This is a genomic window from Sphingobium sp. 15-1 (genome assembly GCF_013375535.1).
GTDB lineage: Bacteria > Pseudomonadota > Alphaproteobacteria > Sphingomonadales > Sphingomonadaceae > Sphingobium > Sphingobium aromaticivastans.
The window spans coordinates 115,051-129,035 of record NZ_JABXJG010000001.1; the positions used below are offsets into that span (position 1 = coordinate 115,051).

Below are 13,985 nucleotides of genomic sequence, written 5' to 3' on the forward strand. Positions count from 1 at the left end.
CTCTCTTTTTTGAATTTCACCGGCCAAGGATCGTGATGCAGGCGACCGCTTCCTCGATGCCGAACAGCCCGCCGCCATTTTCAGCGAGGCCGATGCGGGCGCCCTCGACCTGACGGTTCCCGGCGTCGCCCCGCAGTTGAAGCACCAGCTCGTGCAACTGGCCAAGGCCGGTTGCAGCGATCGGATGGCCCTTAGATTCCAGTCCGCCCGATGGATTGATGGGAATATGGCCGCCGATCGCGGTTTCTCCGCGTTCGGCCAGCACCCCGCCTTCACCGAACGCGCAGAAGCCCAGATTCTCGGTCTGGATCACTTCGCCCACGGCGGTCGCATCATGGACTTCGGCAACATGGATGTCGTCCGGCCCCAGACCCGCCTGCGCATAAGCGTGCCGCGCCGCCAATGCCGTCAGATGTTTGTCGGACGCCAGCGGGTCCCGCGTGCTGCCGGTCTGGATCACCGACGCCAGGATGCGAACGGCCTGTCGCTCCGCAATACCCAACCGCTTCAGCCCGTCGCGCGATGCGACGATGACGGCGGCGGCGCCGTCGGAGATTGGCGAGCACATGGGCAGCGTAAGTGGATAGGTGATCGGCGCGGCGGCCAATATCTCATCCACTGTGAACGGGTCGCGAAACTGTGCCAGCGGATTATGGACCGAATGCTGGTGGTTCTTCGCCGCGACGCTTGCGAACTGCCGCTGGGTCGATCCGAACTGGCGCATATGTTGCCGGGCGAATGCCGCATAGACATCCATGAACACGCTATAGGGTTTGGGAGAGGTGGTTCCTTCCGGAATCTCGACGCCCCCGCCCAGCGCCGTCAGCCGCGCGCGGTTGGCTTCGGCATCGGCCATCTCCCAGCCGCTGTCGAAGACCGACATCATCCGGTCCCGGTCGGGGGAGAACATCTTCTCCGCGCCGACGGCCAAGGCGATGTCGCAGCCGCCGGCCCGCACATGATTGACGGCCAGCGCGAAGGCGGTGCTGCCGCCCGCGCAGGCATTTTCGACATTGATGACGGGAATCCCCTCTATCCCCAGCGGACGCAGGGCGATCTGACCGCGGATCATATGCTGCCCGTCCATATGGCCTTGCGTGGAATTCGCGAAATAGGCCGCGCCCACGGCACCGACCTGCGCACCGGCATCGTCGAGCGCTGCCCGCACGGCTTCGCCCGCCAGCGATTTCAGCGTCCTTTCCGGCCATCGCCCGAATGGCGTCATGCCCGTGCCGACTATGAACACCTCTCCCATCATGCGTCTCTCCCTTGATTCGTCTTATTAGAATATATATTGACCCATTAGTCAAATCGACAAATCGGGATTTTTGCAGGAGGGAAGAAGCGTGACCGATCGAATGGGCAATCCGGCGCTGATCAGCGAACTGAAGGCGAAAATGATCTTGCCCGTTATCGCCGGGCCCATGTTCCTGGTGTCCAGTCCAGAGCTGACGATGGCCTGTTGCCGCGCCGGTATTATCGGGTCCCTGCCTGCGCTCAACGCGCGTACATCCGACATTTTCGAAAGCTGGATGGCGGAGATGGCGCCGCAAGCGCGGGAAGAAGGGATGGCGCCTTACGCCATCAACCTCATCGTCCATCACAGCAATCCGCGTCTTGAAGCGGATCTGGCGATAACGGCCCGATATGAAGCGCCGATCATCATCGCGAGCGTGGGCAATCCCGCTCCCGTCGTCGACAGGGTCAAGGGCTATGGCGGACTCGTCTTTTCCGATGTGGCCTCCGTCCGCCATGCGCGGCGGGCGGCGGCAAGCGGCGCGGATGCGCTGATCCTGCTGTGCGCGGGGGCGGGCGGCCAGACCGGCTGGCTCAATCCCTTCGCCTTCGCTGCCGAAGTGCGGGAATTTTTCGACGGACCCGTCATCCTGGCCGGCGGCGTCACGCGTGGCTCCCACCTGCGTGCCGTCGAACAGGTCGGCGCGGACTTCGCGCTGCTCGGCACGCCCTTCATCGCGGCGACCGAGAGCTTCGCGTCCGAAGCCTATCGCGAGATGCTGATCGAAAGCGGCGCCGACGACATCGTCACCACATCTGAGGTGACGGGCATCCCCGCGAACATGCTGCGCCCCAGTCTGGAGCGGGCAGGCTTCAAGCCGTCGAAAGAGGTGAAGGAGGGGCCGTTCAGCGTGATTTCCGAAACCGACACGCTGCGGGCCTGGCGCGATGTCTGGAGCGCCGGCCATGGCGTGGGCGACGTGCGGGCGGCCGAGCCTGCGGCGGCGATCGTTGCCCGGCTCGCCAGCGAATATGGGGTGGCGGGCAACTCCTCCTGATCAGGCCTTGATCGCGGCGGCCAGCAGATTGGCGAACTGGGCGGCGACGAGGCTGCCGTCCAGTTCCCCGTCAGGATCGAACCAGCGGGTCGCCCAGTTCACCGCGCCCAGATAGAAAAATTCGGTGATCTTGGCATTGATCTCGCTCCGGATCGAACCATCGGCCTGGCCCCGCTCGATCAGCTCCCGGAAAAAGCCGCCGAAGCGCGCGCGTCCGGCCGCGACGATCTTGCGGTTTTCGGGTTCCAGCGCGTCGAACTCGGTGAGGACGGCGAAGGTGCCGGTCTCACCGACCAGCAACTCCATATAACGATGCGCCAGCGCCACCACGGCGTCGAAGCCGCTGCCTTCGATAGACCGGGCATAGTCGATCGCCCGGTCGCCCAGATCGATCGAGCTTTTGTGACATTCGAACAGGATTTCCTGCTTGCTCTTCACATAATAATAGAGCGCGCCCTTCGTCACGCCCAGCTCGCGGGCCACGTCGACCAGCGATGTGTCGTGATAGCCGCGCGCGGTGAAGGCGCGGGCCGCCTCCTGAATGAGCGCCTTGCGCTTGAGATCATATTGCTCATCGCGGCTCAGGACTGCGTCCTTCCAGACAGAAGCTTTTCCCAAATCCGCCACTGACGCCTGCTCCATTTCTGCTCCCGCGGGCACGACGCCGCGGATGGGCCTCCTCCATGTCGCATTCCAATCCGACAATCAACATTCCCTAAGGCATATCTATTGACTCATGGGTAGAATCAGGAGTAATCCCTCCTTCGGACAGGGGACAAACCCTGCCAGCCAATCCTGGGACATCCTTGGGAGGAGGGGATTAATGTCGAACAAGCCATATTCTTATCGTCACCGGTCATGGGCTATTGCTGCGCTGGCGGGCGCGTCCTGCTTTGCCTTCGCGACACCGGCGCTGGCGCAATCGGCGCAGGCGTCGGCCACGGCCGGGCCGGAAGAGCAGGGGAGCCTTCAGGACATTGTGGTGACGGCGCGCAAACGCGCCGAGAATCTTCGCGACGTTCCGGTCGCGATCACCGCCATCGGCGGCGAGATGCTGCAACAGAAGAACATCACGCAGGTGATCGACCTGCCGCAGATCACGCCCAATTTCAGCTTCAGCTATGGCGCGGTCCAGCCTTTCACCTTCATTCGCGGCTTCGGTTCCGGCGCGAACGCCTCGTTCGAACAGTCGGTCGGCAAGTTCATCGACAATGTGTCCTTCGGCCGCGACCAGGACGGCCGCATTCCGATCTTCGACGTCGAGCGGTTGGAGGTGCTCAAGGGGCCTCAAGTCCTGACCTTCGGAAACAGCGCGACGGTGGGCGCGATGAACATGACCACCAGGAAGCCCGGCAGGGATTTCGAGGCGGACGGGTCGATCGGCTATGAATTTTACAATCACGAATTTCAGGTGCAGGGCGGCGTGACCATCCCGATGGCGGACTGGGCCAGCCTCCGTCTGGCGGGCTTGTATCAGGATCTTTCAAAGGGACGGCTTTACAATCCGATCAAGGACCAGTCGGAACCCAGGACGCGGAATGTCGCGGTCCGCCCGTCACTGTTGCTCTCGCCTGTTCCGGGCCTGGAAATATTGCTCAAGGCGGAGGTGGACCGCCTGCGCGACTATGGCAATGCGGTCGTGCCGGTCGCGCAGCCGCTGGCGGCCGGGCGGGCGCCTTATCCGGTCGTCGGGGACAAGGACCGGCGTTACGTCACCTATGATGTCGCGCCCTATTTTACCGACGAATTCAGCTTCATGAACGCCAATCTTTACCAGATCGACGTCAATTACGATCTGCTTGGCGGCAAGCTCACATCGACGAGCGCATGGCGTACTTCACGATCCGATGTCCAGTTCGGCACGGACGGCGTCAATCATGCGCAAACCTATCTGAACGCCCTGTGGCAGCATTATCAGCAGTTCAGTCAGGAACTTCGCTTCAGCGGCACCTATGGACGTCTGGACGTGACGGCGGGCGGCTATTATCAGCGCGACACGCTGGGGATCGAACTGCTCCAGGAATTCACACTCGGCGGCTTTGGGCTGACGGGCGCCGCCGCCACCCCGATCGGCCGCGTGGCGACCTATGACCAGAATAATCGCGTCTATTCCGGTTTCGTCGATCTCAGCTACAGGCTGACCGATCGACTGAGCCTGTCCGGCGGGGTGCGCTATGTCGACATCCGCAAGATCGCCGGACAGGCGATGTTCGGCACCGGCATCATAGCCGCCGTCGATTTCGACACGAGCCGGGCCGATCTGGTGGCGGGCCGCAACCCCGCGCTCGATCCGATCTTCGCCGCCGTCTTCCGGTCGACGCAGCATGATTTCCCTTATGGAACGCTGCGGCTGTCGGAGGATCATTGGCAACCGCAAGCCATCATCCAATATGAGATCGCTCCGCGCAACAAAGCCTATCTGAAGTTCGTGCGCGGCGCGAAATCCGGCGGCTTCGACTATGCCTATGCGGGCGGCACGGCTTCGGCGGCGATGTTCCGGCCCGAATTCGCCTCCATGTTCGAAGCGGGGATCAAGGGTCTGATCCTCGACAACAAGCTCGAATATTCGGTCGCCGCGTTCAGGACCACCTTCACCGCGCTTCAGCAATCGGTCTTTCAGAATCTTGCCTTCGTCGTCTCCAATGTGGGCAAGGCCCGGTCGCAGGGCATCGAACTCGACCTGACGGCTCATCCGGCGGCTGGGCTGGAGATCGGTTTCAGTGGCTCCTATCTCGACGCGAAGTTCGTGGATTTTCCGGGAGCGGCCTGTTCCAGCGCGCAAAATGCCGGCTTGCAGTCCGGATGCGTCGGAGGGGCCCAGGACCTGTCCGGAACGCCGACGCAATATGCGTCCAAATGGACGGGTTCGCTGCGGGTTGACTATTCGCGGCCGATAGGGTCCGGCGCCTATCAGGTCGCAGGCGGCGCTTCGATCTTCGCGCGTTCCCGATATAATGCGGGCGCCTATAACGATCCCCGGATGGAGCAGGGCGGGTTCGCGCAGATCGATGCCCATCTCGACTTCGCTCCCTCCGACGATCGCTGGCGCATCTCCCTGTTCGGCCGCAATCTTGGTGACAAGCGCACCCTTGAATATGCGGTGACGCCGCCCGCTCAGCCTTCGGCGGTCGTGGGCACCTATTCGCGCGGACGGCAGATCGGCCTGAAGCTCAGCTTCTCGACGCGCTGATCTCATGGAACCGATCACCCCATCGATGATCCGGAAGGGTGGCCTGTCGGCCGCCCTTCCATGCCGTTTCGCAAGATGACGACGTTCCTGCTGATCCATGGCGGCTGGCATGGGGGATGGGCCTATCGTCCCCTCGCGCAAAGTCTCTCCGGCCATGGTCATGAGGTCTATCGACCTACCTTGGCCGGCCTGGCCGAACGCGCATGGGAGGCGCGCCTCGGGATCAATCTCCAGACCCATGTCGAGGAGATCAGGGCGCTGATGGACTGGGAAAATCTCGACGATGTGGTCCTTGTCGCTCATTCCTATGGCGGATTTGTTGCAACGGCGGTCGCTGATGCCATGCCGGAACGGTTCAGGGCGCTTCTCTATCTCGACGCCTTCGTGCCGGAGAATGGCGATACGCCCTTCGATCTTGTGCCGCGCTCCGATGCTCTCGTCATTGGGGCAGCCGCCGAGAACGGCTTGACCATGGCCTTGCCGCCCGGCGATGCCCTTGGCCTGGAAATGGATCACCAGCGTCGCGTTGCCCATTATCCCATCGGCCACCCGCTGGGCACAATGATGCAGCGCGTCAAGCTGTCGGGCCGATACGCGCAAATAGCGCGCAAGGCCTATATATTGGCCGAGGGAGAAGAGGGGGAAAAGCGCGTGACGCCCTTCCGGCGCTTCTATGAAGCGGCATCCCGGCATCCCGGCTGGGACGTCCACTCGCTTCCGGGCGGGCACAATCTCATGCTTCACGATCCCGCTGGCGTCGCTGCCATATTGATGCGCTACGCCGACAATGAAGATGAAGGCAATTCTCATGATATTTGAACAGATCGCACTGGAGCGTCGCGGACCTGTCGCGTGGATCGCCCTCGACCGGCCCGATGACCTCAATTGCCTCAGTCCGGCGATGATCACCGAACTGAACGCCGCATTGGATGGGATACAGGCGGACGAGGAAATCCGTTGCGTCGTGCTGACCGGCCGCGGCCGCGCCTTCTGCGCCGGCGCTGACCTCAAATTCGTCGGGGACTTCGCACCGGCCGAACGCGATGCGGCAACGGCACGCTTCCTTCGCCATGCGACCGATCTCGTTTCCCGCATCGAAGCCTTTCCCAAGACGGTCATCGCAGCCGTCAACGGCATTGCGACCGCCGGGGGGATGGAGATCATCCTGGGATGCGACATCGTGATCGCCGCGGCCGGCGCGCGGCTTGGCGACGGTCACGCCAATTACGGTCTTTTGCCCGGAGCTGGCGCTTCGGCCCGTCTGCCCCGCCGGCTCGGTCTCAATCATGCCAAATATCTGATGTTCACGGGTGACCTGCTCAGCGTTTCGAATCCGCTTTTCGCATCGCTGGTGAGCATGATCGTTCCGGATGCCGAACTGGCGGAGGCGGCGAACGAACTGGCGATGAAGATCGCCTCCAGAAGCGCATTGGGCCTGCGGCATATGAAGCAACTGTTGAACGCTGCTTTGGAGGCATCGCTGGAGAACGCGATCGAGCGGGAGCTTCAGGTCAATTCGACCTATTCCTCATCCTATGATCGCAATGAAGGATTGGCGGCGTTCCAGAACCGTCGAACGCCTGAGTTCAAGGGCATCTAGAGCATCGTGCGCAAAAGTGGGAACCGGTTTTGCGCTTAAAACGATGCGACAACAAAAGCTTAGAGCGCGCGGCCTGCGTCCGATTTAACGCAGCGCGCTCTAGAGCGTCGATTCCCCGCTGAGAGTTCACCCGGGATTTTCACCGAGAAGTGACCCAATAGGAACACCGCGGCGCCTTTGATGAGCGGATCGGATATATTCCAATCACTCGGCCCCACACACCCTAGTTGGGGCGACGATCAAGATAGCCGTGAAGGCGATGGAAAGTCAGTGGAACCATGTTGACCGCCAGCATCGCTCAGGCGCGGGTCGATGCGCGCGACCGGAGCGGCGTGGCGCCATATCCCATGTCCCGGCTGATCGCGGCAGCCAGCTCGACCACATGGGGAACCACGGTCTTGCGATATTGGGCGACGGTCGATCGCCCTTTCGATGTCCAGGAAGCGAGGGCTGCGATCACTTCGCCGTCCGCGTTGAAGACCGGCGCCGATACGGACAGCAGCCCTTCCTCAAGCTCTTCGTCGATGATGGAATAGCCATCCTTGCGCACTTGATCGAGTATGTCCCTGAAGGCTTGCGGTGATGTGACCGTCCGCGGCGTGAAGGCCTGGAATGTGATCGCGGCAAGATAATCGTCGATGGCGGCGGGGCCCCGCCAGGCCAGGAGAACCCGGCCCATGGATGTCGGATAGGCGGGCGTGCGCATGCCGACCGACACATTGACGCTCATGATGCGGCGGACGGGAACGTCAGCGATATGCACGACTTCCATGCCGTCCAGCGCGGCCAGCGAGGCCGGTTCCGACGTCCGCTCCGCCAGCGCGGCCATATGCGGTTGCGCGATCTCTATGAGGGCATGGCTTGCCGTATAATGCTGGCCGATGCTCAGCACGCGCGGCGTCAACGTCCATCGCCCGTCGGCGCCGGCGACATAGCCCAGTTGTTGCAGGGTCAGCAGGATGCGGCGGACCGCCGGGCGCGACAGGCGGGTCTTCTTGGCGATCTCCGCAAGGGTGGGGCGGGGCAGATCGGCGTCGAAGGCCGTGAGAACCGCGAAGCCCCGTTCGATGCTCTGGATGAAATCGCGATCGCTGACCTGGTCGTTCAGCGTGTCGGGGCTGTCCATTTCGAAATCGTCTCCGCGCCATGTGCTTGCGCCCTCCTTGACACAGCAGGTTTCGCAAGGCAAACATCCGTATCTGACGCATAGCGTTCATTATATACGCATAGCGTACATATCTGGCATGTCGGCCTTGGCCTGATCGGGCATGGTCGATGGGATTGGAAAGTCGGCAAGGAGCGTGGCGGCGGTGAGAGGAGCGAACATGAACATGGACGATGAAGTCGCCACGGGGCGAGCGGGCGGGCAACCCAAGGTTCGCCTGGCCGTGGCCCATGAAAAGTCGCTGCCGCGCATCCCTGGCCGCCGCGATTGGGTCGAGTTTTTCGACTATGGCGTGACCGACGCGACGGCCGGCCGGATGCGCGTGCAACGGGCCATGGTCAAAGGGCGGCCCGAGCCCACCGGCTGGCACTATCATCTTTGCGAGATGCAATATGTCTATCTGCTGGGCGGCGGATATACGCTGCGGTTCGAGGACGGGCGCACCGTGCGGCTGGAACGCGGCGACAGCATCCTCATCCCCGGCGGCTGCAAGCATAGCGAAGTCGATATTTCCGAGGATTTCGACGTGCTCGAAATCTCCATCCCGGCCGACATGGGCACCCGTCCCTGCGACGTCCCTGACCATTGGCGCGCTGAATTTCCGTGAAACCAAAGGAGCTTGTTATGGAGAGTGATGCTGTTGCCGGACCTGCGCGTCTGGCGCTTGTGACCGGGGCTGGCGGAGGATTGGGGCGCGCGATGGCGCTGGCCCTGGTCGATGCGGGACATCGCGTCCTGTGCGCTGAATATGATCAGGGGTTGCTGGACGAGTTGCTGAGCCAGCTTCCCAAGGATGCGAGTGACCGCGCCTATCCCGTCCTCGTCGATCTGACCCGCGCGGACGAGGTGGACGGCCTGATCGCGAAGCTGGAAGGGCAGTTCGGGCCGATCGACATATTGATCAACAATGCCGGCGTCGCGACCAGCATCATCCGCGGCGATATTTTCCGCCGGCCCGTCACGTCCGACGAGATGACGCCAGCGGTCGCCCGCCGCATGTTCGAGATCAATGCGATCGCGCCCTTTTCGCTCTGTCTCCAGCTCTTGCCGGGGATGAAGAGCCGGGGATGGGGCCGGATCATCAATGTGACGACCAGCCAGGATTCGCTACTGCGTCTCGGCAATATCGGCTATGGCGGGACCAAAGCTTCACTGGAGGCCCATTCCGCAATTCTGGCGCAGGAATTGCCCGGCACAGGGGTCACGCTCAACGTCATCGTGCCTGGCGGCGTCACCAACACCGCGATCATCCCCGACGATTGCGGCTGGGACCGGGCGAACATGCTGCAGCCCACCGTCATGGTGCCGCCTTTGCTGTGGCTGCTGGGCGAAGAGGGCGGCGATGCGAACTGCAAGAGGATCGTCGGCGCGGAATGGCGGCAGCCGGATGGCGCGGACGGGATTGCGGCGATGGACCCGATCGGCTGGCCTACGCCCAGCCGCGCTTTCTTCCCGGAACTGGCCGAAGCCGAAAGCTGAACGTCCGGTCTCTTTATCCGTCTCATGATCGGGAGAACGGCCCAATGCTCTAGCTAGGGCCGTTCTCCCGGCAATCGCTGCGCGGGATCGGTACGCCGGCCAGCCCCTTGGGGTGGAATTCTCCACCCTCTATTCGGGGCGCACGACATTCTCGATCGCGCCTATCCCCGCTATCTCCACCCGCACGACATCGCCGTCGCGAAGCCATCGCGGCGGTTTCATGGCTGACCCGATTCCGCTGGGCGTGCCGGTGAAGAAGATGTCTCCCGGTTCGAGCGTCATGGCCTGCGAAAGATGGGCGACCTGATCGTAACAGTCATAGATGAAGTGGCGGGTATTGGACCCTTGCCGTTGCTCGCCATTCACGAAGGTCCGGATGTCGAGCCCATGCGGGTCGATGGCGTCGGCGGTGACGATCCACGGTCCCATCGGGGCATGGCTGTCGAACGACTTGCCCAGATTGAACTGCGACGTCCTGAACTGCCAGTCCCGCACCGACACGTCGTTTCCGCAACAGAAGCCGAAGATCGCCTCTTTCGCTTGTGCGCGGGTTGCATGCCGGATGCGCTTGCCGATCACGAAGACCAGTTCGCCTTCATAATCCAGAGCATTGGACATTTTGGGAAGCTGGATCGTGCCGTAGGGATCGTTGACGGTGGTCGCCTGCATCGCGAACCAGAGCTGATCCTTGGGCATTTCGATACGGGCTTCGCTGACATGATCGGCGTAATTGAGGCCAAGGCCCATGATCTTGCCTGGACGCGGGACGGGCGCGTGCAGGACGATATCGTTCAGCGCATGGGTCGGCGTCGCGCCGGCAAGCGAGCGCACCGGCGTCTCCCACGCTTCCCAGTCGCGCATCAGATCGATCATGGTCGTGGGCGCTCCATCGAGCCGGGTTAGCGCGATCACGCCATTTCCCTCCACGAGCCCAACTTGCAGCGGGCCGCCGTCGCGCGGCGAAAAGCTTGCGAGTTTCACCTGTCTCTCCTCACTGCTTTGAAAAATCGATCGGCGCGCTTTGCTCAGCCGTCGCCTTCTACGCATCGACCTTGTTCCGCCACGCTTCCGGCGGATCGCAGGGGACCGTGCCCAGATCGGCCGGAACGGACAGTTCGAGCGTGTCGAAATCCTCTGAAATATCGATCTCGGCATGTTTGTAGCCGCCCGGAATGAAGCCGGCATCGCCCGCATCCAGCCGCAATGTGCTGCCGTCTTCCAACTGGAAGACGATATGGCCCTTCAACACATAGAAGAACTGCATCTCGCACACGTGATAGTGCCAGTCGGTCCCCTGGGTTTTGCCGGTCACGATGATCCGTTGCGCGCGCATGCGGCCGCTCGTCGCATCGGTGACGCCGAAATCCAGATAGTCCATCCAGTTGCGCCGCCCTTTGAGCACGGGAAGATCATTGCCGTGCGCGGCAACGAAGCGGAACCCCTGTTCCTTGCCCAATTTGCCGGGCTTCCCCAGGCTTGCGTCCGCCGTCCCATTCTCCGTCATGGAAATCCCTCCACCTATTTGCTGCCGCCGCGGGGCCGGTGGCCTGGGCCGCATATGCGTTGTGTACGAATTGCGTACTATATGAACGCTATGCGTCATGCAATCTCCTGTCTGCCGCGCGGCGCATTTTACGGATCGGATTGTGGCGACCGCCTGTCGCGGCCTCTGTCTTGACGGCCGCCGGCCTCGCTTATATATGAACGCAATGCGGTCAGGTGGTACGCATTGCGTTCAATCGAAGAAGCAAGCTTTTTTGGGGAGGCATGGCGATGAAGGTGAAAATAGAGGCGAGCTGGTGCGTCGCCAGCGGTTCCTGCGTCCTCGCATCTCCCAAAGTCTTTGGTCAGGACGAGAATGGCGTTGTCGTCTTGCTCGAAGGCGCGCCTGGCCCTGAATTGCACGAAAGCATCCGAACGGCGGCCTCCGTCTGTCCGAGCGCCGTCATCACGATCGAGGAAGACTGAGAAGATGAGCATGCCCGAAGATCCCATCCAGTTCCCGCCGCCACGCAGCATGCAATGCCCGTTCGACCCGGCGCCGGCGCTCACCGATCTCCAGCGGTCGGTTGGCATCGCGCGCGTGAAGATCTGGGACGGCAGCGAGCCCTGGCTGATTACGCGTCATGCGGATGTGAAAGCCATCTTCATGGACGAAAGCCGGGTCAGCGCGGACCCGGACAAGCCGGGCTATCCCGAACAGAATGCTGGCTACAAAGCGACCGTGGGAGCCGATCGGTCCTTGCGTACGCTCGACAACCCCGAGCATGACATCCAGAAGCGCATGATCATGGGTAGTCTGTCCGCCCAAGCCGTCGAAGCGATCCGGCCGAAGATCCAGGAGACGGTGGACGGTCTGATCGACGCCATGCTGCGCCGGGGGACGCAGGCGGATCTGGTTGCCGATTTCGCTGCCATAATTCCGATGATGGTCCTGTGCGACCTGCTTGGCATCCCCTACAAGGATCGGGATTTCTTCAGTGAGAATGTGGAGATCAGTTTCTCTCACGCCTCCACGCTGGAAGAGGCGCAGGCGGCCGCCGACGCCTTTTTCGACTATCTGGACCGGCTGGTCGACGAAAAGCTGGCGCAGCCCGACGATGCCTTGATGAGCCGGCTGGTTCACCAGCAGATGGCGACCGGTCGGCTGACCCGGCAAGAGGTGAAGGAAATCACGCGCTCGCTGGTCTTTGCGGGCACGGAAACGACGACGTCGTCGATCGCCCTGGGCATGCTGACGCTGATGCGTCATCCGGACCAGTTGGCGGAGATCGCGGCGAGCGATGATCGCAAACTCATCACCAAGGCCGTCTATGAATTGATGCGCTATCTGGGCATCACCCATACGGGCCGCCGGCGCGCGATCACCGCGCCGGTCGAAATATGCGGCCGGACGCTCCAGCCCGGCGATGGCGTCATCATCGCCAACACGCTGGCGGATCGGGATGAGGCCATGTTTCCGGAGCCGGACAGGTTCGACATCCACCGGGCCAATGCCAATGCGACATTGGCGTTCGGCTATGGCATCCACCAATGCCCCGGACAATATCTGAGCCGCGTGGAGCAGCAGGTGGTGCTGGGCACCCTGCCAAAGCGGATACCTTCGTTGCGCCTCGCCATTCCCTTCGACCAGGTGCGGTTCAAGGAGACGGGGACGATGTATGGCCTCCATGACCTGCCCGTCGAATGGGATCGGCCGGCCTGACCCATGTCCGAATGATGGCGTCGCGATCCGCGCATCGCGCCGCCATCGCTTGGCCGTTGCCGCAAGCCGCCCCATTTCCTTGCGGTTTCAGCCCGATAGAAGCTAATATGAGTCATGCTTGACCGCAGAATCAACCATGTCGTGGCCATCGCCCATGCGGGCTCGTTCACGAAGGCGGCGCTGGCCGTCGGGATTTCCCAGTCAGGCATCACGAAAAGCGTGGCGGACCTGGAGGATGAGCTCGGCATCTCGCTATTCTATCGCACGGCGAAGGGCGCCACCTTAACCGAAGAGGGGCGGGATTTTGTCGAGCGGGCCGAGCGCCTGCTGGACGATGCGCGCATGCTTCTGGCCGGCAGTCATGAGCGCCGGGATATTTTTGCCCAGACCCTCCGGATCGGCGTCTGTCCTTCCTCGCTGGAATCGTTGTTGGTGGACACGTTGGTCACCTTGCTCAGCCGCCACCCCAGCATCAGGTTCGATGTCGTGCGCCTGACCTTCGAACATGCGGCTCAGCTCTTGCGGACGGGGGCGATCGACATCGGGATCGGCTTTGAGGAAGCCTTTTCCGAATGGGGCGAGTTCAAATGCGAAAATATCGCGACGATGCGGCTCAGTTTCTTCGTGCGGAAGGGGCATCCGATCCTGGACGTGGAAGAGGTTAGCGCCGCGGAACTGGGGGCGTATAACGTCATTCTGCCGAGCGATTCCCGGCCTTATGGGCCAGCCGTTCGATCGCTTCTCGGGGAATATGGGGATTGGCGGCGGCGGCTGCACGTCATCGATTTTTTCCCGATCGTCACGCGCATCGTCCAGTCGTCCGACACCATTGGTCTGGCGCGTCAGGGCTTCACGCAAACGGCGGAATTTGCGGAGGCCTTCGCCCATGTTCCGGCCGATCATCTGCTGCCGCAGATGCGCCTGTGCTGCGCTACGCGCGCGCGCCGGGACCCCAGCCCGGCGGTGCGCGCGCTGATACAGGTCTTGCGGGAAACCCTCTCGCCCAATCTCTAGCGGATGTCAGCGCCTGCTCCTTGAGCGAGAGGGGCGGC

Annotated in this window: 14 protein-coding genes; 9 read left to right on the forward strand and 5 right to left on the reverse strand. The window is 62.3% G+C overall.

Annotated elements, in window-relative coordinates; translation table 11 throughout:
• Window positions 1–16: 16 nt before the first annotated feature.
• Window positions 17–1,258, reverse strand: a complete 1,242-nt coding sequence (locus tag HUK72_RS00520; RefSeq protein ID WP_176595044.1) for a thiolase family protein — start codon at window positions 1,256–1,258, stop codon at window positions 17–19.
• A gap of 88 nt (window positions 1,259–1,346) precedes the next feature.
• Between HUK72_RS00520 and HUK72_RS00525 the strand changes: the two genes are divergently transcribed.
• Window positions 1,347–2,294: a nitronate monooxygenase gene (locus tag HUK72_RS00525; protein WP_336950549.1), complete on the forward strand. Its 948-nt coding sequence runs from the start codon at window positions 1,347–1,349 to the stop codon at window positions 2,292–2,294.
• Here HUK72_RS00525 and HUK72_RS00530 read toward each other — a convergent pair whose 3' ends face one another.
• Window positions 2,295–2,954, reverse strand: a complete 660-nt coding sequence (locus tag HUK72_RS00530) for a TetR/AcrR family transcriptional regulator (protein WP_218035882.1) — start codon at window positions 2,952–2,954, stop codon at window positions 2,295–2,297.
• Between the two features lie 163 nt (window positions 2,955–3,117).
• Between HUK72_RS00530 and HUK72_RS00535 the strand changes: the two genes are divergently transcribed.
• The 3 genes from HUK72_RS00535 to HUK72_RS00545 are packed head-to-tail and all read left to right on the forward strand — an operon-like array spanning window position 3,118 to window position 7,084.
• Window positions 3,118–5,484 carry a TonB-dependent receptor gene (locus HUK72_RS00535; RefSeq protein WP_176595046.1) on the forward strand — a complete coding sequence of 789 codons (2,367 nt, stop codon included), beginning with the start codon at window positions 3,118–3,120 and terminating at the stop codon, window positions 5,482–5,484.
• A gap of 60 nt (window positions 5,485–5,544) precedes the next feature.
• A complete protein-coding gene (locus HUK72_RS00540; protein ID WP_176595047.1) occupies window positions 5,545–6,303 on the forward strand; it encodes an alpha/beta fold hydrolase in 759 nt (252 codons plus the stop codon).
• Window positions 6,293–7,084 carry an enoyl-CoA hydratase/isomerase family protein gene (locus tag HUK72_RS00545; RefSeq protein ID WP_176595048.1) on the forward strand — a complete coding sequence of 264 codons (792 nt, stop codon included), beginning with the start codon at window positions 6,293–6,295 and terminating at the stop codon, window positions 7,082–7,084. Before HUK72_RS00540 ends, HUK72_RS00545 begins: the two co-directional genes overlap by 11 nt.
• 298 nt (window positions 7,085–7,382) lie before the next feature.
• Here HUK72_RS00545 and HUK72_RS00550 read toward each other — a convergent pair whose 3' ends face one another.
• Window positions 7,383–8,210, reverse strand: coding sequence for an IclR family transcriptional regulator C-terminal domain-containing protein (locus tag HUK72_RS00550; RefSeq protein WP_176595049.1), 828 nt, complete (start codon window positions 8,208–8,210; stop codon window positions 7,383–7,385).
• A 199-nt stretch (window positions 8,211–8,409) separates the two neighbouring features.
• Between HUK72_RS00550 and HUK72_RS00555 the strand changes: the two genes are divergently transcribed.
• On the forward strand, window positions 8,410–8,856 hold the full coding sequence (locus HUK72_RS00555) for a cupin domain-containing protein (protein ID WP_176595050.1): 447 nt from the start codon (window positions 8,410–8,412) through the stop codon (window positions 8,854–8,856).
• 17 nt (window positions 8,857–8,873) lie between these two features.
• Window positions 8,874–9,728, forward strand: coding sequence for an SDR family NAD(P)-dependent oxidoreductase (locus HUK72_RS00560; protein ID WP_176595051.1), 855 nt, complete (start codon window positions 8,874–8,876; stop codon window positions 9,726–9,728).
• A gap of 129 nt (window positions 9,729–9,857) precedes the next feature.
• Here HUK72_RS00560 and HUK72_RS00565 read toward each other — a convergent pair whose 3' ends face one another.
• Both HUK72_RS00565 and HUK72_RS00570 read right to left on the reverse strand, forming a co-directional pair.
• Entirely contained in the window at window positions 9,858–10,709 is an 852-nt protein-coding gene (locus HUK72_RS00565) for a fumarylacetoacetate hydrolase family protein (protein ID WP_176595052.1), read from the reverse strand.
• A gap of 58 nt (window positions 10,710–10,767) precedes the next feature.
• Window positions 10,768–11,232 (reverse strand): cupin domain-containing protein, encoded by a 465-nt coding sequence (locus HUK72_RS00570; protein ID WP_176595053.1) that lies wholly within the window; start codon window positions 11,230–11,232, stop codon window positions 10,768–10,770.
• Window positions 11,233–11,495: 263 nt separating this feature from the next.
• Between HUK72_RS00570 and HUK72_RS00575 the strand changes: the two genes are divergently transcribed.
• From HUK72_RS00575 to HUK72_RS00585, 3 genes are all read left to right on the forward strand, one after another.
• Complete coding sequence (locus tag HUK72_RS00575) at window positions 11,496–11,696, forward strand: ferredoxin (RefSeq protein WP_218035884.1); 201 nt, start codon at window positions 11,496–11,498, stop codon at window positions 11,694–11,696.
• 4 nt (window positions 11,697–11,700) lie between these two features.
• Complete coding sequence (locus HUK72_RS00580; RefSeq protein ID WP_176595054.1) at window positions 11,701–12,933, forward strand: cytochrome P450; 1,233 nt, start codon at window positions 11,701–11,703, stop codon at window positions 12,931–12,933.
• A gap of 114 nt (window positions 12,934–13,047) precedes the next feature.
• On the forward strand, window positions 13,048–13,947 hold the full coding sequence (locus tag HUK72_RS00585) for a LysR family transcriptional regulator (protein ID WP_176595055.1): 900 nt from the start codon (window positions 13,048–13,050) through the stop codon (window positions 13,945–13,947).
• The last annotated feature ends 38 nt before the right edge of the window (window positions 13,948–13,985 follow it).